At 33.6% G+C, this 19677-nt stretch carries 15 protein-coding genes; 9 read left to right on the forward strand and 6 right to left on the reverse strand.

Annotated features, from left to right (window positions below; genetic code table 11):
- Positions 1-82: 82 nt before the first annotated feature.
- The 4 genes from WN975_RS24090 to miaB all read right to left on the reverse strand — a co-directional run bounded on the left by WN975_RS24090 (position 83) and on the right by miaB (position 4029).
- Entirely contained in the window at positions 83-592 is a 510-nt protein-coding gene (locus WN975_RS24090) for an LptE family protein (RefSeq protein WP_337968687.1), read from the reverse strand.
- Between the two features lie 65 nt (positions 593-657).
- The gene (locus WN975_RS24095; protein WP_337968688.1) at positions 658-1917 is read right to left on the reverse strand and encodes a sigma-54 dependent transcriptional regulator; all 1260 of its coding nucleotides are present in this window, start codon (positions 1915-1917) and stop codon (positions 658-660) included.
- A 58-nt stretch (positions 1918-1975) separates the two neighbouring features.
- Positions 1976-2497, reverse strand: coding sequence for a YcxB family protein (locus WN975_RS24100; RefSeq protein WP_337968689.1), 522 nt, complete (start codon positions 2495-2497; stop codon positions 1976-1978).
- Positions 2498-2583: 86 nt separating this feature from the next.
- The gene (miaB, locus tag WN975_RS24105; RefSeq protein ID WP_337968690.1) at positions 2584-4029 is read right to left on the reverse strand and encodes a tRNA (N6-isopentenyl adenosine(37)-C2)-methylthiotransferase MiaB; all 1446 of its coding nucleotides are present in this window, start codon (positions 4027-4029) and stop codon (positions 2584-2586) included.
- Between the two features lie 630 nt (positions 4030-4659).
- Between miaB and topA the strand changes: the two genes are divergently transcribed.
- The 8 genes from topA to WN975_RS24145 all read left to right on the forward strand — a co-directional run bounded on the left by topA (position 4660) and on the right by WN975_RS24145 (position 15715).
- On the forward strand, positions 4660-7191 hold the full coding sequence (topA, locus tag WN975_RS24110; protein WP_337968691.1) for a type I DNA topoisomerase: 2532 nt from the start codon (positions 4660-4662) through the stop codon (positions 7189-7191).
- A 3-nt stretch (positions 7192-7194) separates the two neighbouring features.
- A complete protein-coding gene (locus tag WN975_RS24115; protein WP_337968692.1) occupies positions 7195-8346 on the forward strand; it encodes a formimidoylglutamase in 1152 nt (383 codons plus the stop codon).
- 262 nt (positions 8347-8608) lie between these two features.
- A complete protein-coding gene (gene gldK / locus WN975_RS24120; protein ID WP_099710979.1) occupies positions 8609-10012 on the forward strand; it encodes a gliding motility lipoprotein GldK in 1404 nt (467 codons plus the stop codon).
- Between the two features lie 63 nt (positions 10013-10075).
- Positions 10076-10723 carry a gliding motility protein GldL gene (gldL, locus tag WN975_RS24125; protein WP_337968693.1) on the forward strand — a complete coding sequence of 216 codons (648 nt, stop codon included), beginning with the start codon at positions 10076-10078 and terminating at the stop codon, positions 10721-10723.
- Positions 10724-10775: 52 nt separating this feature from the next.
- Positions 10776-12320, forward strand: coding sequence for a gliding motility protein GldM (gene gldM, locus WN975_RS24130; protein WP_337968694.1), 1545 nt, complete (start codon positions 10776-10778; stop codon positions 12318-12320).
- Between the two features lie 44 nt (positions 12321-12364).
- Positions 12365-13354: a gliding motility protein GldN gene (gene gldN, locus WN975_RS24135; RefSeq protein WP_337969017.1), complete on the forward strand. Its 990-nt coding sequence runs from the start codon at positions 12365-12367 to the stop codon at positions 13352-13354.
- A 222-nt stretch (positions 13355-13576) separates the two neighbouring features.
- Positions 13577-14566 (forward strand): gliding motility protein GldN, encoded by a 990-nt coding sequence (gene gldN / locus WN975_RS24140; protein WP_337968695.1) that lies wholly within the window; start codon positions 13577-13579, stop codon positions 14564-14566.
- Between the two features lie 75 nt (positions 14567-14641).
- A complete protein-coding gene (locus tag WN975_RS24145; protein ID WP_337968696.1) occupies positions 14642-15715 on the forward strand; it encodes an FAD-dependent oxidoreductase in 1074 nt (357 codons plus the stop codon).
- On the opposite strand, the gene WN975_RS24150 is transcribed toward WN975_RS24145, so the two are convergent.
- Positions 15696-16079 carry a DUF983 domain-containing protein gene (locus WN975_RS24150; RefSeq protein WP_337968697.1) on the reverse strand — a complete coding sequence of 128 codons (384 nt, stop codon included), beginning with the start codon at positions 16077-16079 and terminating at the stop codon, positions 15696-15698. The two genes, WN975_RS24145 and WN975_RS24150, sit on opposite strands and share 20 nt — an antisense overlap.
- 75 nt (positions 16080-16154) lie before the next feature.
- Here WN975_RS24150 and WN975_RS24155 point away from each other — a divergent pair, with 75 nt between their 5' ends.
- Positions 16155-18068 (forward strand): ABC-F family ATP-binding cassette domain-containing protein, encoded by a 1914-nt coding sequence (locus tag WN975_RS24155; protein ID WP_337968698.1) that lies wholly within the window; start codon positions 16155-16157, stop codon positions 18066-18068.
- A gap of 614 nt (positions 18069-18682) precedes the next feature.
- Here WN975_RS24155 and WN975_RS24160 read toward each other — a convergent pair.
- Complete coding sequence (locus WN975_RS24160) at positions 18683-19642, reverse strand: App1 family protein (RefSeq protein WP_337968699.1); 960 nt, start codon at positions 19640-19642, stop codon at positions 18683-18685.
- Between the last annotated feature and the right edge of the window lie 35 nt (positions 19643-19677).

Genomic DNA, 19677 nt, shown 5'->3' on the forward strand with positions numbered 1-19677 from the left:
ATCGTTTATTTGTTTATCTGTTTAGTCGGAATTTTGTTTAATCGATTTAACGGTTACACGATTTACCAATTAAACAAAAAAATTACCATTTTGCAAGTGACTCATTAAAAATATCCTGAGTAATTCTCTCGAAAATAACTTTTAATGCTTCATTTAAAATTGCTCCTGTAGGTAAACCTTGTCCTGGAAAGTCATAGTAAAACTCAAATGATTTTTCAAAATCATCAGTTTCTTTCTTTTTATTGGTAAACCTAACTTGCACACGAATCGTCAAACGGTTTTGCGATGCCGGATGTTCCGGATCTGCAGTTGCAGTCATAGGAGTTGTTCTGTAATCTACAATTTCTCCTTCATAAACTAAATCTCCACCATTACTAACTAAGTTTAAGTTAGTTTGCCCCATGATTAAATCCTGAAGAGCAAGTGTAAATTGTCTGTCGATTCCAGGTTCAACTAAATCGGCATTATTTTGAAAAAAGTTAACCTGAAAAGTTTTGGCGTCAATTTTTCCTGTTCCTGTAAAATTATAAACGTTGCAACCGCTAAAAGTTGTTGCTATTAATAGAATTAGAAGATATTTTAAGTTTTTCATTTTTTACTTTAAGAGTTCAAAGATATTCATTTTCGTCTAAAACATTTGGTGTCTTTGTGACAAAACTACAAATCAAATTGTTTAATTTTTCTATATAAAGTTCGTTCAGAAATGCCTAATTCGTCTGCAGCGGCTTTTCGTTTACCTTTATTTTTTTCTAATGATTTTTTGATCATTTCGATTTCTTTTTGTTCTAAACGCAAAACTTCTTCTTCCTCAATTGTTTCGGCAAACAAATAATTATCATCTTGCATTTGATAATTTTCTTCACGTGCTGTTGGCGTCATTACAGCAGTTCTGGGTTCTTCTTCAAAATCTATTTCACTTTCATTTTCCTGAGAACCATATATTTTCTGAATCAGATTTGGATTGATATCCTGGACTTTTGATGTTCCGTTTTTCATCAATTCAAGAGTGAGTTTCTTCAAATCATTCAGATCACTTTTCATATCAAAAAGCACTTTGTACAAAATATCTCTTTCAGTGCTAAAATCGCTGTCTTTTTTCTTGTCACTAATTACAGAAGGCAAATTGCTTCCTTCAGTACTAGGAAGATAAGATTGTAAAGTTGCCAAAGAAATATCACGATTAGTTTCCAGAACCGAAATTTGTTCCGCTACATTTCGCAATTGACGAATGTTACCATTCCATCTGAATTTTTGCAAAAGCTGAACAGCATCATCGTCTAATTTCAACGGAGGCATTTTATATTTATGAGCAAAATCAGCAACAAATTTTCTGAATAACAAATGAATGTCTTCGTTTCTTTCGCGTAAAGGCGGTAAAGTAATTTCGACAGTTGTTAAACGATAATATAAATCTTCACGGAATTTTCCTTTTTCAATAGCATTGAATAAATTCACGTTTGTTGCCGCTACGATTCTAACATTTGTTTTCTGAACCTGAGACGAACCTACTTTTATAAATTCACCATTTTCAAGAACACGAAGTAAACGAACCTGAGTTGTTAAGGGTAATTCACCAACTTCGTCAAGGAAAATAGTTCCGCCATCGGCTACTTCAAAATAACCTTCACGTGTACTTGTTGCACCTGTAAAAGCACCTTTTTCGTGACCAAAAAGTTCGCTATCAATAGTTCCCTCCGGAATTGCACCACAGTTTACAGCAATATATTTACCGTGCTTTCTATGTGAAAGCGAATGTATTATTCTTGGAATATTTTCTTTACCAACACCACTTTCTCCAGTCACCATTACCGAAATATCAGTAGGAGCAACCTGAATCGCTTTTTCGATGGCACGATTTAACTTAGGATCATTTCCAATAATTTCAAATCGTTGTTTAATTGCTTGAACTGTTTCCATTTGTTTTTTGTTTCAAGTTTTTAGTTGTTTCAGGTTTCAGGTTTTTATACTTTGAGCCTTAACTTTTTAAACTCTTTTTTATATCGATCGAATTAAAAAGCTGTTTTAATTCGTTGTATTGATTCTCTTTAAGATCTTCTTTAATAATTGGTAAAGCAGAAGTTTTATTTAAATAGATCAAAAACCAATCTTTGGTTTCTTTAATTTGAAAAGATTCTTTCCAAAAATTTTCGATTTTAAAACTCTCAGCTTCTTGGGTAAACGAATCTTTTGTAATAGTTATTTTTTGAGATTCTAAGTTTTTTTTATTTTTAAGAATATTCTTTTTGATACTGTAAATTGTTAAAAAATATATTGTAATCCAAACAAGAATTACCATTGCAAAAGGTAAAAGATCTAAAAAGTCCCATTTTATATTAGTCACAGATTGCGTAGCTGATAAAGCTATGTTTTGAAAAAGGACAAAAAAGAAAATAAAAATAATAAATTTCACAAAACGCATTCTAAAAAGCAGATATTTAGAAACTTTAACTAGTGTGTCTGCATTAGGCTTGTATTCAATAATGATTTCTTTTTCCATTCTTAAATTTATAACTTGAATATTTGATTATTTAATATTTTTCAAGTTACAGAAATAACCTGAAACTTGAAACCTGAAACAAATTTTTAATTCATTTCAGAATATCCAACTGCTTTACCTTTTAAAGTTCCACTAGTACAACTTGTAATTTTTACGTTTACAAAATCCCCAATTTTATAATTCTCTTTAGGGAAAACTACTGTAATACTTTGAGAGTTTCTTCCTGAGAATTCTTCAGTTGATTTTTTGGATACTTTTTCGACTAAAACTTCAACAATTTGTCCCACGAATTCTTCACTGCGAAACCAAGCGTGTTTTTGTTGCAAATCAACAATTTCCTGCAATCTTCTGGCTTTAGTTTCTTCCGGAACATCATCTTCCATTTTTCTTCCGGCCAAAGTTCCCGGGCGTTCAGAATACGAATACATATAACCAAAATTGTATTTCACATATTCCATTAAACTCATTGTATCTTGGTGATCTTGCTCTGTTTCTGTTGGGAAACCGGCAATCATATCTTGCGAAATCGAAGCATTCGGAACAATAGCTTTAATTTTATCAATCAAAGTCATGTATTCTTCGCGAGTATGCAAACGATTCATTTCTTTTAGAATTCTGTCACTTCCAGACTGAACAGGCAAGTGAATATGTTTACAGATATTTGGATATTTTGCAATAACATGCAAGATACTTTCGTGCATATCCTGCGGATTCGAAGTCGAAAATCTAATACGCATTTTCGGGAAACCAACAGCAACCATTTCAAGCAATTGATCAAAATCGACTGCAGTTGCTTTTTGCATTTCAGTAGCATTTACAAAATCTTTTTTCAAACCGCCGCCGTACCAAAGGTAACTATCAACGTTTTGACCTAAAAGCGTAATTTCCTTAAAACCTTTATCCCATAAATCCTGAATTTCCTTCATAATACTTTGAGGCTCACGACTACGCTCACGACCACGAGTAAAAGGTACAACACAAAAAGTACACATATTATCGCAACCACGAGTGATCGAAACCAGCGCCGTAATTCCGTTACTCATCAAACGAACAGGCGAAATATCTCCGTAAGTTTCCTCTTTCGATAAAATAACATTAATCGCGTCGCGTCCTTCTTCAACTTCCGCCAATAAATTTGGCAAATCCTTGTAAGCATCAGGTCCAACAACAAGATCTACTATTTTTTCTTCCTCTAGAAACTGACTTTTCAAACGCTCGGCCATACAGCCCAAAACGCCCACTTTCATCTTTGGGTTAATACGTTTTACCGCATTATATTTCTCCAGACGCTTGCGAATAGTTTGCTCCGCCTTATCTCGAATCGAGCAGGTATTTACCAGAACTAAATCGGCATCTTCAAGAGTTTGAGTAGTATTATATCCGTTTATTGATAAGATGGAAGCTACGACTTCACTGTCCGAAAAATTCATCGCACAACCGTAACTTTCTATAAAAAGTTTTTTAGTATTCTCAGGTTTATTCTCCAAAACAAGACTTTCGCCCTGTTTGCTTTCCTCAATAATCTTTTCCATTGTATAATTTCAAAGTGCAAAGATAACGTAAATGCGGTCAATGTGACAAGATGGCAGAGAAAAGATTTTAGAATTTAGTCCCGAAGCTTCGGGAAAGATTTTAGATTGATCTCAAGTAATTAAAAAAGTGATTTTTAAAGATTCAGGTAAATAATCTAAAATAATAATAGCCACAGATTAAAATAATTCTCAAAGCTTTGTGAACTTCACCTGAAATCTTCAGCTCAATCTAACTTTGTGAACTTTGCGTAAAAAACTTTGTGAACTCTGCGGTTAAATTTTTAGTATTTGTTTTTAAGAAGCTATTTCCGGCTTTCCCCTACAAGTCCTCATGAAAAATGCAAAGTTTCTAATGTTTTAAAAAGAGCTTCCGCTGGTCGCTTTTTTAAAACAAGAAACTTTTGCATTTTTTACTCCGGGCTTTCCACTATAATCCGGGCTAGGGGTTTACAGTCAAAAAAGAACATTTCTCGGTCATAAACCCTTAAAAATTGTACCTATATATAATATAGGTAGGAATACAGATAAATCTTCAATTTTAAGAAACATAATATTAAAATAACTCAAAAATGCATTAGCAAGGCAGATATTTAAAAAAAATAGATACTTTTGTTGCAGAAAAATAGAGCAATGGCAAAGAATTTAGTAATAGTGGAGTCACCTGCAAAGGCGAAAACGATAGAGAAATTTCTGGGGAGTGATTTTCAAGTAGAGTCAAGTTACGGACACATAGCAGATTTACCATCAAAGGAAATAGGGGTAGATGTAGAAAATGGATTTAAACCTAAATACGAAGTTTCTCCTGATAAAAAAGCTTTAGTAAGTAAACTGAAAACACTATCTAAGAATGCCGAAATGGTTTGGCTAGCAAGCGATGAGGACCGCGAAGGAGAAGCTATTTCATGGCACTTGGCGGAAGAATTAAAACTAGATACTAAAAAAACAAAGCGAATTGTTTTTCACGAAATTACAAAATCAGCGATTCTTAAAGCAATCGAGAATCCAAGAGAAATAGATTATAATTTAGTAAACGCACAACAAGCGCGTCGTGTTTTAGACCGTTTAGTAGGTTATGAATTATCTCCTGTTTTATGGAGAAAAATTAAAGGTGGACTTTCTGCCGGACGTGTTCAATCAGTTTCAGTTCGTTTAATTGTAGAAAGAGAACGCGAAATTCAAAACTTTAATGCAGTTGCGAGTTATTCTATCGTAGCAGAATTTGTGAATGAGGCAGGAAAAACTTTCAAAGCCAAATTACCAAAGAACTTCAATACTAAAAAAGAAGCCGAAGATTTTTTAAATCAAAACATCGGATCACAATATAAGGTAGCAGATTTAGAAACTAAACCTACCAAAAAATCACCAACAGCACCATTTACAACTTCTACATTGCAACAAGAAGCAGCAAGAAAATTGTATTTGCCAGTTGGAATCACCATGCAGCTTGCACAGCGTCTATACGAAGCCGGACTTATTACTTATATGAGAACGGATAGTGTGAATCTTTCTGCTGAAGCAATGAGCGCTGCAGAAGCTGAAATCATAAAATCATACGGAAAAGAATTTTCTAAGCCTAGAACTTTTGCTAACAAAAGCAAAGGAGCACAAGAGGCGCACGAAGCAATTCGTCCAACTGATATGTCTCGTCACACGGTAAATATTGATCGTGACCAAGCTCGTTTATATGATTTGATCTGGAAAAGAACATTGGCATCTCAAATGAGTGATGCACAATTAGAAAGAACAAACGTAAAAATTGAAGCGAATAATCATAGCGAAATTTTTACAGCTTCGGGAGAAGTTTTACTTTTTGAAGGATTCCTAAAAGTGTATTTAGAAGGTCATGATGACGATGAAGAAGAACAAGAAGGAATGTTGCCTGCGCTAAAAGTAAACGAAAAGTTAGTTAACAATTATATCACAGCAACGGAAAGATATTCAAGACCTCCAGCAAGATATACAGAAGCTTCATTGGTTAAGAAATTAGAAGAACTAGGAATTGGTCGTCCGTCTACGTACGCGCCAACTATTTCGACTATCATCAACAGAAACTATGTTGAAAAAGGAACTCTAGAAGGTCAGGAACGTAATTATACTCAACTTACTTTACAAGCTAATAAAGTAGGAGAGAAGTTGCTGAAAGAAAATACAGGTTCAGATAAAGGAAAATTAGTTCCAACTGATATCGGTACAATCGTTACTGATTTCTTAGTGAAGAACTTCGGAAATATTCTGGATTATAATTTTACTGCAAAAGTAGAACAGGATTTTGATGAGATTGCTGAAGGAAATATTGACTGGGCAATCATGATGCAGGAGTTCTACAATAAATTTCATCCAAACGTAAAAGAGGTTGAAGCAAATGCAGAACGCGAAAGCGGAGAAAGAATCCTTGGAAAAGATGCTGACGGAAGACAAGTTTCTGTTCGTTTAGGAAAATTTGGACCAATGGCTCAAATTGGAGAAGCGGATGACGAAGATAAAAAGTTCGCCAGTTTAATGTCTGATCAAAATATCGGAAACATTACACTTGAAGAAGCTTTGAATTTATTTTTATTACCTAAAAATTTAGGAGAATATAAAGGAGAAGAAGTAGAAGTTAGCAATGGTCGTTATGGTCCTTATGTACGTCACGGAAGTGTATTTATTTCTTTGCCAAAAGGAGAAGATCCATTAAGTCTTTCTAAAGAAAGAGCTCAGGAATTAATTGACGAAAAAGCTATTGCTGATGCACCAATTGCTGTTTACAAAGGCGAAGGAGTTCAGAAAGGTGTGGGACGTTTTGGTCCGTTCATCAAATGGAATGGTCTTTTTGTTAACGTAAGTAAAAAATACAATTTTGATAATTTATCTCAACAAGATGTTGAAGAACTAATTGAAGATAAATTACAAAAAAATATAGATAAAGTACTTCACAATTGGGAAGACGAAGGGATTTTGGTTGAAAAAGCGCGTTGGGGACGCTCGGTTATTACAAAAGGTAAAATCAAAATTGAATTAAGTAAAGATGTTGATGCAACAAAATTGACATTAGAAGAAGTTCAGGAAATGATTGCCAAAAAAACACCGGCAAAGAAAACACCGGCAAAGAAAACACCAGCAAAAAAAGCAACAACAACTAAAAAAGCTCCAGCTAAAAAAGCAGCTGCAAAAAAGAAATAAAAAATGGAATTTGATTTTCTAGAACCAGTTAACGACGGAGTTTTAAAATTCATTAGTTCGTTGTCTTCACAAGAATTGGGAAGCAAAATAGTTTTGCATACTCAAGATCAATTTCCGGATATTAGCAGAATAAACATTGCTATTGTAGGTGTTTTAGAAGACCGCCGCAGCAGTGATATGATTAATGAAGTGAATCTTACGGCAGTTCGTAAAAAGATTTACAGCATGTTTCCTGGTAATTGGGATGCATCGATTGCAGATTTAGGAGATATACTTGCTGGAGATTCTGTAGAGGATACCTATTTTGCATTAAAAAAAGTAACTTCTACATTAATAAAGAATAAAGTGATTCCTATAGTCCTAGGAGGTTCGCAGGATTTGACCTATGCAATGTATCGTGCTTATGACGATTTAGAGCAAATGGTAAACCTGGTTTCTGTAGATAATAAATTTGATTTTGGAAAAGAAAATGAAACTGTTTCGGCTAATTCTTTTTTGACCAAAATCATAATAGATGAGCCTAATAACCTTTTCAATTATTGTAATATAGGATATCAGACTTATTACAATTCGCAGGAAGAAATTGATTTGATCGAAAAATTATTCTTTGATGCGTATCGTTTGGGTGAGATATCAAATAAGATAGCCTTGGCAGAACCTGTTTTTAGAGATGCTGATTTAGTTAGTATTGATTTAAATTCGGTAAAGTCTTCTGCTTCAGGAAATAATGTTTACTTTGAGCCAAATGGTTTTAATGGAAAAGAGATTTGTTCTCTGGCGAGATACGCTGGAATTAGTGATAAAGTTTCCTCTTTTGGAGTGTTTAATCATAATAGTACGGCACAGGAATCAGGTATAATTGCTCAGATTGTATGGTATTTTATCGAAGGATATCATTACCGATCAAAAGAGTATCCGTTTGGAAGCAGAACAAACTATTTAAAATATATTGTTCCGCTTGAAGAAGAAGAATTGATTTTTTATAAAAGTGATAAAACGGAACGTTGGTGGATAGAAATTCCTTACGAATCGAACGGTCACAATAAATTGAAAAGAAATACGTTATTACCGTGTTCTTACGACGAATATCTCTCGGCTTGCAATCAAGAATTGCCTGAAAGATGGTGGAAGGCACAAAGAAAAAATGCTTTATGAAGTAAAGCTTTACAATAAAAATTACGGTTTTTGTAATGTAAAAAAATCATTAAGAATTATTAGTAAGACAAGGTTTACAAAATATAAAATTTAACGTTTTACGTCGATTTTTTAAGTCAGTTTGTCGAGGAAATATTTTTTTTTTATTTTATTTAACATTATTTTTGAACGGTAAAATAAATTTCGCAACTAGTATTGTTTTTTAGATAAATAATAAATACGTTTACGAACTTATAATAATGAATAGATAATCCAAATTTATATGAAGAAGTTTATTGCATTTGCAGCAATGTTAACACTGGTAATTGGCTGTGGTAAGTCAGGAGACAAAGGAGAATTGGTTGGTGTTACAGGAGGGAAATGGCATCCTGAAAAACCTTATGGAATGACTTTGGTTCCAGGTGGATCTTTTATAATGGGTAAGGCTGATGCTGATTTAGCTAATGTGGAGGATGCTCCAACTAAAACAGTAACTGTTCGTTCGTTTTATATGGATGAAACCGAAATTACAAATAGCGAATATCGCCAGTTTGTGGAGTGGGTAAAAGACTCTACAATGAGAGTTCGTTTAGCTATTTTAGCTGATGAAACTGGGCAAAAAGCTTCAGGTGACGCTAAAGGTAAAAAAGGCGGTAGTATCGCTGATTATGCATTTAATGATTCTGAGCCAGACAAAATGACGGCTTATGATAAATATATGTATGATAACTATTATAGTGTAGGAACAAAAGATGATCCTTATGCTGGTAGAAAATTGAACAAAAAAGTTAAGTTAATTAAAGATACTAAAGCTTACCCAGATGAGTATTATACTGAGGTAATGGACTCTATGTATTTGCCAATTGAAGAATCATATAATGGTTTAAGAACAATTGATGTAAATAAATTGAAATTCCGTTATTCTTGGATGGATATTCAGGCAGCTGCAAAAGCCAAAGTAGGAAAAAGAAAAGACTTCGTTAAAACAGAACAAGTTAGTGTTTATCCAGATACAACAGTTTGGATTAAAGATTTCGCTTACTCATATAATGAGCCAATGCACAATGATTATTTCTGGCACAAAGCTTACGGAGATTATCCTGTAGTTGGTGTGACTTGGAAACAAGCTAAAGCATTTTGTGCTTGGAGAACTTTAAATAAAAACAGCTATATCAAATCTAAGAAAAAAGGACGTGATTTAGTAAATGCTTTCAGATTACCAACTGAAGCAGAATGGGAATATGCCGCTAGAGGTGGTCTGGAATCAGCTACTTATCCTTGGGGAGGTCCTTACACTAAAAGTGACAGAGGTTGTTTCTTAGCAAACTTCAAACCAAACAGAGGAGATTATGCAGCTGATGAAGCTTTGTATACTGTTGAGGCTAAATCTTATGAGCCAAACGGTTACGGATTGTATAACATGGCAGGAAACGTTTCAGAGTGGACAGATTCAGCTTACAATCCAAATGCATACGAATACGTTTCTACAATGAACCCTAACGTAATTGATGGAAACAACCAAAGAAAAGTTGTTCGTGGAGGATCTTGGAAAGATGTTGCTTACTTCCTACAAGTAAGTACTCGTGATCACGAATATGCTGATTCTGCAAGAAGTTATATTGGTTTCAGAACTGTACAAGATTACATGGGAACTCAAACAACCGGAAGCGGAAAAAAGAAAAAGTAATTTATAATTAATATCAATAACCAAATCGAATCTATTTAAAATTAAAACCTAAAAAAAAGTATTATGGCATTATTAAGTAAAAAAGCAATGAATTTCGCTTATGGTATGGGAGCGGCAGTAGTAATCGTTGGAGCATTATTCAAAATTACTCACTTTGAAATTGGACCATTAACTGGTACATTGATGCTTTCGGTTGGATTATTAACTGAGGCGTTAATCTTTGCTCTTTCTGCTTTCGAACCAGTTGACGATGAATTAGACTGGACACTTGTTTACCCAGAGTTGGCTAATGGTCAAGCTAGAAAAAAAGCGGACAAAGTTGAAACTCCAACTGATGCTCAAGGATTGTTGTCTCAAAAATTAGACAACTTATTGAAAGAAGCTAAAATTGACGGAGAATTAATGTCAAGCTTAGGAAACTCAATCAAAAATTTCGAAGGAGCTGCAAAAGCAATTTCTCCAACAGTAGATTCTATCGCTGGACAAAAGAAATATGCTGAGGAAATGTCTATGGCTGCTGCACAAATGGAATCATTAAACAGCTTATACAAAGTACAATTAGAAAGTGCTTCAAGAAATGCACAAGCAAACAGCGAAATCGCTGAAAATGCTTCTAAATTAAAAGAACAAATGCAATCAATGACTGCAAACATCGCTTCTTTGAACAGTGTTTACGGTGGTATGCTTTCTGCAATGAGTAACAAAGGATAATTAGTTTTTAACTATTATATTAAATTTATTAATAAGAACTAATTAGAAAAAAATGGCAGGAGGAAAATTAACCCCTAGACAGAAGATGATTAACCTGATGTATCTGGTTTTTATCGCAATGTTAGCAATGAATATGTCAAAAGAAGTTTTATCTGCTTTTGGCTTAATGAATGAAAAATTTGAAAGCGCTAATAATGCGTCAGTTGCAAATAACACAACTATGTTGTCTTCATTAGACTTAAAAGCTTCTGAGTCAAAAGGAGAATTCGCTACAGCAGCAGTTACAGCTCATAAAGTTGAAACAATTTCAAAAGAATTTTACGCATACATTGGTTCTTTAAAAGGAGATGTTTTACACGGATTTGAGACTGATAAAGAAACAGGAAAATTACCTTATGAGTCTATGGACAAAGGTGATAATATCGACAACTGGTTTACAGGTGAAGGATATACTGCTAAAGGAAATGAAGTTATTTCTAAAATTGAAAAGTACAAAGCAGACATGAAAGCTACTTTGGCTGATAAAAACAATAAATATGCTGCTATTATAGCTGAAATTGAAAAGAAATTTGATCTTTCAGATGTAAAAAACAAAGAAGGTTTAAAAGACAAATATTTAGCTTACCACTTTAAAGGTTTCCCGGCTGTAGCTTCATTAGCTAAACTTTCGGCTTGGCAAAATGACGTTCAAAAAACTGAATCTGATGTTTACAGTGCTGCTTTAGGAAAAGCTGCAGTTGCAGAAGCTTCTTACAGTAAATTTCAAGCAATTGTTGTTTTAGATAAGAATGCTTATTTCCAAGGTGAAAAAGTTACTGGTAAAGTAGTTTTAGGTAAATACGATCCAAATGCTCAATTTAGTGGTTTTAAAGGACCAGGTAAATTAGTAAATGGTCAAGCTATGCTTGAAATGACTGCTGGTGGAGTTGGAGAGCAAAAAATTGGAGGTTCTTTCAATTTCATGGAAAATGGAAAACCAATTAATCTTCCTTTTAACGGAACTTACGTTGTAGTACCAAGACCAAACTCTGCTACAATTTCTGCAGACAAAATGAATGTAGTTTATAGAGGTGTTGTTAACCCAATCTCTGTATCATTCGCTGGTGTTGCTGATAATAAAGTTGTTGCTAGTGCTCCGGGATTATCTTCAGCTGGTAAAGCAGGAAAATATAACATGAACCCAGGTTCAGGTACTGAAGCTACTATTTCTGTAACTGGTACATTACCAAACGGAGATAAAGTAACAGATAAGAAAACATTTAGAATTAAAGGTATTCCTGGACCAACAGGAACAATTAGAGGTGAAATGGGTGTTGTAAAAGGACCTAGATCTAACTTAGAAATTGCTACGATTGGTGCTAAATTACTTGATTTTGATTTTGAAGTTGGTTTAGATGTTGTTGGATTTAACTTGAAAATTGCTGGACAACCTACAGTTGTTGTTACTGGTAACAAATTAAGTGCACAATGTAAGCAAGTTCTTTCAAGAGCAGGTAAAGGAGATCAGGTTACTATTTCTGAAATTAAAACTAAACTTGTTGGAGCTGGTAGTTATTTATTACCAAGAACTGCACCGGTAATTTACGAAATACAATAATATAGTAGGTAAAACTACGCTCAATATCTCATAATGATATCATGATGAAAGTAAGAAATTTTTTAATAGCTATTGTTTCTATCGCTGGAGGTTTTGCTTCTAATGCGCAATCTAATTTGCTTAATGCTAAAACACCTGCTCAGATAGGACTTAAGACCCCTGCACAACTTATCTCAGACAATGATAAGCCATTGGCTTACGGTTATGTAGATGATAGAGATGTCTTGATGGGAAAAACTACTTGGGAGATTATTGATTTGAATGAAAAAATCAACTTTCCATTATATTTTCCTGTAGATACAGCTAATATTGGTTCAGACAGACGTTCATTATATGACGTTTTGACGAAAGCCGTTAGAAACGGTAAAATAACTGAAGTATATAGCGACAGTTATTTCAATACTAAAAAATCTATGAAAGACATCGAAGGTGCATTATCACGTATTGATACAACAGATGCTGGTAGAGAATTGATCAACCAATACCCAGACGACTATAAAAGTCACGTAGTGAAGAAAAAAGTAGTTACTGGTACAGGTAAAAAGAAAGTTGTTACTTATGTTGATGAAACAGTTGGTGCAACAAGAACAGTTCCTTCTGAGTATATCTTGAAACAAGATCTTACTGCAGCAGATGTTACACAATATAAAATTAAAGGATACTGGTATTTTGACAAACGTCAAAGTGAATTGAAATATCGTTTACTTGGACTTTGCCCTGTAACACCAGACGTATACACAATGAACAGTGACGAAAAGGATTATATTGAGTTATTCTGGGTTTTCTTCCCTAATGCGAGAGAAGCATTACATGAAGCAAAAGCTTTTAACGATAATAATTCAGCACTTCCAATTTCATTTGATCAAATATTAAACTCTAGACGTTTCAATTCAGAAATCTACAAAGAAGAAAACTTGTACGGAGACAGAGCAATTAGTGATTACATGAAAGATAACGCTCAAAATCAGTTGTTAGAATCTGAAAGAGTAAAAGAGAAGATTCGTAACTTCGAACAAGATATGTGGAACTACTAAGTATCCAAATTACATTATAATTAAAACTCTTACTACCTGTGTAGTAAGAGTTTTTTTTTGGTTTTTATTAAAGTAAAATCTGACGCTAAAGATGTAATAGCTTGATGTTCTTTTGTTTGTTATCCTAGTGATTTGGGCGGTTTTAATGATTTTTGACAAGATGTAAGAAAAATAACAATAAATAGCGTAAATTTACGTTTACTATGTTCTAACAATATCATTATGAAAGTAAGAAGTTTTTTAATCGCTAGTGTTTTGGTTATCGGAAGTTTTGCTTCCAATGCACAATCAAATTTGCTTAATGCAAAAACGGCTGACCAAATTGGACAAAAGAACGCTGCTCAGCTAATTGCTGACAACGATAAACCATTAGCTTATGGTTATATTGATGACAGAGATGTTTTGATGGGGAAAACGGTATGGGAAATCATTGATTTAAATGAAAAAATAAACTTTCCTTTTTATTTTCCTGTAGATACAGCTAATATTGGTTCTGATAGGCGTTCACTTTATGACGTTTTAACCAAAGCAATGAGAACAGGTAGGATTACGGAAGTATATTCTGATAGTTATTTTAACACAAAAAAAACATTGAAAGATATTCAAGGTTCCCTGTCGCGTATTGATACAACAGATGCCGGTAGAGAATTAATTAACCAATATCCGGATGATTATAAAACACATGTTGTCAAGAAAAAAGTCGTTACCGGAACAGGTAAAAAGAAAGTTGTTACTTATGTTGACCAAACTGTCGGTGCAACAAGAACAGTTCCTGCAGAATATATCCTTAAGCAAGATTTAACGGCCGCTGATGTTACACAATATAAAATAAAAGGTTATTGGTATTTTGATAAGCGTCAGGGTGATTTAAAATATCGCTTATTAGGAATTTGTCCTGTCACTCCGGATGTTTATACAATGAACAGTGACGAGAAGGATTACATTGAATTATTTTGGGTGTTTTTCCCAAATGCCCGGGAAGTGTTAAACGAAGCAACGGCATTTAATGATAATAATTCGGCACGCCCAATTTCTTTTGATCAGATTTTAAATTCACGACGTTTTAATTCTATTATTTATAAAGAAGAAAATATGTACGGAGATCGTGAGATCAAAGATTATATGAAAAACAATGCACAAAATCAGTTGTTAGAATCGGAAAGAGTCAAAGAAAAGATTCGCAATTTCGAAGAAGATATGTGGAACTACTAAGTATCCGAACCGTATTAAAACAAAAACTCTTAGTACCTTTGTGCTAAGAGTTTTTTTATATTTTATCTTTTATACATGTTAGATTATTTAATTATCGGATCTGGATTGGCAGGAATTTCATTTGCAGAAATTGCCCTTAAAAACAATAAATCTATTTTAGTAGTAGATAATATGTCTCAGGTCTCTTCAAGAGTAGCCGGAGGATTCTATAATCCGGTTATTTTAAAGCGTTTTAGCGAAGTTTGGAATGCTCAGGAGCAATTAGTTGTAATGAACGAATTTTACGATCAGATTGAAGATAAGTTACAGACCAAGTTTAATTTTAAACTTCCAATTCTAAGAAAATTTTTCTCTATAGAAGAGCAAAACAATTGGTTTGCCGCTTCAGATAAAAGAAACTTGGCGCCTTTTTTATCTACTAAAATTATTACTAAAAAATACAAAGGAATTAATTCTCCCTATAATTATGGTGAAGTATTGCATACTGGTTATGTAGATACAATGTTGCTGTTGGATACTTACAGAGAATATTTAAAAGACAATAATTTATTATTAGAACAGGCTTTCGACTATGGTTATATTGAGTTTTTTGATTTTGGAATTCAATATAAAAATATTCAGGCACGAAATATAATTTTTGCAGAAGGCTTTGGATTGCATAAAAATCCTTTCTTTAATTATCTGCCATTAGACGGAACTAAAGGAGAAATGTTTATAATAAAAGCACCGGATTTAGATTTGGATGTTATTATGAATACAAGTGTTTTTATATTGCCTTTGGGTGATGATTTGTTTAAAGTTGGTGCGACATACAACTGGGAAGATAAAACCGATTTACCCACAGCAGCAGGAAAACAGGAATTAATAGAGCGAATAAAAGAAATTATTGACTGCGATTTTGAGATTGTCGAACATTATGGCGGAGTTCGTCCAACAGTTAAAGACAGAAGGCCTTTGATAGGAACGCACGAAGAATTTAAATCACTTCATATTCTTAACGGATTAGGAACAAGAGGAGTGATGCTTGGACCAGCAATGGCTAAAGTTTTATACGATCATATCGAAAATGAAATTCCTTTTGAGCGCGAAATAGATATTAAGCGCTTTCGCAAAAGATATTTAAAAAGTCTTAATCCTGACCAGCATTAGGATCATAAGAAACGAACATATTAATGTATAAATTTCTGGAAAGTCGTAAAACAAATGGAAATAATAGAATTAAGGAAACAACGATTGCTATAAATGATTCTTCGATTGAAGTTTTAAAAAATACAAACGAAACAATAAAAGCAGCAATTCCTACGGCCACATTTAAACCGTAACTCACATACATTGCCCCATAAAAAAACGAAGGTTCAATTTGATATTTTAATCCGCAATGGCTACAATGATCGTTCATTTTGAGAACTTTAGTCAAATGAAGTGGGTTTCTGTCCGAATACATGCTTTCTTTTTGACATTTTGGACAACTTCCTGTTAAAATACTATTTAGTTTCGATCCTTTTTTTAACATTTGCAAAAAATTAAATTACCCCATTAAATTGGGAGTGTAAATTTACACAATCAATTAGTTATAAAATAACATTACATGCTTAATATACACAATTTATCGGTTTCTTTTGGTGGTACTTATTTATTCGAAGAAGTTACTTTTCGTTTAGGTGCCGGAGATCGAGTTGGACTTGTCGGGAAAAATGGTGCAGGAAAATCAACAATGCTTAAAATGCTGGCAAGAGATTTTGCTCCTGATTCGGGAGTTATTTCTCAAGAGAAAGATATTCGAATGGGTTTTTTACGTCAGGATATTGATTTTGAACGTGGAAGAACAGTATTAGAAGAAGCTTATGAAGCTTTTACAGATATTAAAATTGTAGAGAAAAAATTAGAAGAAATCAATCATCAATTGGTTACCAGAACCGATTATGAAAGTGAAGAATACGGCCAAATCATTGAAGATTTATCTGATTATACACATCGTTTTGACCTTCTTGGAGGTTACAATTATGTAGGAGATACAGAGAAAATTCTTTTAGGATTAGGTTTCAAAAGAGAAGTGTTCAATAACCAAACCGAAACATTTTCAGGAGGTTGGAGAATGCGTATCGAGTTAGCAAAACTATTATTACAATCAAATGATGTATTGCTTCTGGATGAGCCTACGAATCACTTGGACATCGAAAGTATCATTTGGTTAGAGAGTTTCTTACGCAGTTATCCCGGAGTTGTTGTAATTGTTTCGCACGATAAAATGTTTCTGGATAATGTTACAAATCGTACGATCGAAATTTCATTAGGGAAAGCATACGATTTCAACAAACCATATTCTCAATATTTAGAATTGCGTCATGAAATCCGTGAAAAACAATTGGCAACGCAAAAGAATCAGGCGAAGAAAATTGAAGAAACAGAAAAATTAATCGAGAAATTCCGTGCAAAAGCTTCAAAAGCTTCGATGGCGCAATCGTTGATTAAAAAATTAGATAAAGTAGAACGAATTGAAGTTGACGAAGACGACAATTCAGTAATGAATATCTCTTTTCCGGTTTCAAAAGAACCAGGAAGAGTTGTGGTAGAAGCAGATAACGTAACCAAAGCGTACGGCGATAAAACCATTCTAAAAGATATTAGTTTATTAGTAGAACGCGGAAGCAAGATTGCTTTTGTGGGACAAAATGGTCAGGGAAAATCAACTTTTATCAAAGCAATTGTTGATGAATTCGAATATGAAGGAAGCATCAAATTAGGACATAACGTTCAATTAGGATATTTTGCTCAAAATCAGGCAGAATATCTTGATGGAGAAATCACACTTCTTCAAACTATGGAAGATGCTGCAATGGACACAAACCGTTCTAAAGTTCGTGACATGTTAGGATCATTTTTATTCCGCGGAGACGATGTTGAGAAAAAAGTAAAAGTACTTTCAGGAGGAGAGCGTAACCGTTTGGCACTTTGTAAGTTGTTATTACAACCTATCAATGTTTTGCTAATGGATGAGCCTACGAATCACTTAGATATTAAATCTAAAAACGTATTGAAAGCCGCACTTCAAAAATTTGGTGGAACCCTATTATTAGTTTCTCACGATAGAGATTTCTTGCAGGGAATGTCGAATATTGTTTACGAATTCAAAGATCAAAAGATAAAAGAATATTTAGGAGATATCAATTATTTCTTAGAGCAACGCAATCTTGAAAACATGCGTGAAGTGGAGAAAAAAGACGTTGAAAAAGCTGCTGCTCCAAAAGAAAATAACAAAACATCATACGAAGATCAGAAAAAAGGAAAAGCGCTTCAAAACCGATTGAGTAAAGTTGAAAGTCAGATCAAGCAATTAGAAAAAGACATTCAGCATGACGATAAATTATTAGCTTCAAACTATGATAAACATATCGAAGACGCTTCATTTTTTACAGCATACAACAAGAAGAAAAAAGATTTAGATCAACTACTTCTTGACTGGGAAATCGTTCAGGAAGAAATTGATAATTTTAACGCTTAGTTGAGTTTTCAGTCTCGGTCAAAGTTTACAGATGCCTTTGTCAAAGTTTCGAACTTTGACAAAGGTTTTTTTAGTTTTTAGGAGCTATTTCCAGCTTTCCGTTTCAAGTCCTCACTAAAAAAAATATTTTTCTAAGCCATAAAACGAGCTTCCGTTGGTCGCTGTTTTCTAGCAAGAAAAATTAGTTTTTTTAGTTCCGGGCTTTCCTCTTCAATCTGGGCTAGAAAACGGAGTTCTAACTTCTTTTTGGTTCAGGTTTCAAGTTTAGAATTTTTCGCAACGTTTAGTCATCCCTCGTTTCTCGAGAACTCTTTCTAAAATTCCGAAGGAATGATTTATTTTGTAGCAACGGATTTTAATCCGTTGAACACACAGTAACCGCAAGCTATGTCATCTCGACCGAAGGGAGAGATCACACTAGAAATGCCGTATGCAAAATCGCCAATCTTTGTCGAGCTTCGCGTGTGATCTCTCCTTCGTCGAGATGACAAAAATATAGTGATTTACTTATTTTATACCTTATTAATCAACTCTTTTTAGGTAATAAAAGAAAAATAAAAATCCGCGAAAACCAGTTAAAATCTGCGTCATCCGCATGCAAATAAACACAAACCCTAAATAAGCCCAATACTTTTTGAATGCATAATCGCTTCGCTGCTATGTTTATAATAACAAACAGAAACCTCCAGATTCTCTAAGTTTTTCATGATTTTTTTTGTGGCTTCCTTTTGGTGATTACCCGTTTGCCTTATATAAACAGCTTTTACAGTTACAGGGAATATTTTGCAAATTCGTTCATATAAAACCGGATCGTGTTGCGAATCATCACCTAATAAAACATATTTCAGATTGGGATAAAACTCTAAAACGTGTTTTATTTTATCAAACTTATGATCGTGATTTCCGCGTCCGCTCATGAAAAAATCAGTTATACCTCTTTTAATGTCTTTCAGTAAAATAACAGCTCTTGGCAAATGATGTATTTTGGTAAATTTCACAATAAAGCGATACAAATTCCATTCACTGCTTGAAACATAGAAAAAAGCATTTTCCTCTTCCTTATTATGTCGGCCAGCGGAACTTAAGGCCTGATAATGTGGTACAACATCCGTAAAGACTTTGCGGTCATTTACATTTTTAAATAAAAGAATGTAGATTTTTTTGAAGAAATTCTGAGTATGCGAAATCAAAAAAGTGTCGTCAATATCAGATATAATTCCCAGTTTTCCTTTGTGAGGTCTTATGAAACTTCCTTTTTCGGTTATCGTTTCATCACCATCTTTGATACTTACTTCATATTCCATCCATCCAAAATGAGTTTCTTTTTCCAAGGGAATACAAAACTTGAAATAACCGTCATCAAGTGTTTTGGTGTGAATTTCCTGATTGCCACATTTCAGATAAATATCAAAATTCTGAAGCGTTTTTATTCTAAATTGATTGATAATCGAAGTAGCGTTTTTAAAGTTTTTCTTTTGAAAATCATAATCATACGTTCTTTTAAAAACGTGCCCCATTACAATTAATTCTTCTTCGTTGGCATAACCTCGATATAATTGTAAAATTGGTTTCATTAATTGCGTATATTTATAGATAGATGCTGTAAATT

This window comes from uncultured Flavobacterium sp. (genome assembly GCF_951805225.1).
Lineage (GTDB): Bacteria > Bacteroidota > Bacteroidia > Flavobacteriales > Flavobacteriaceae > Flavobacterium.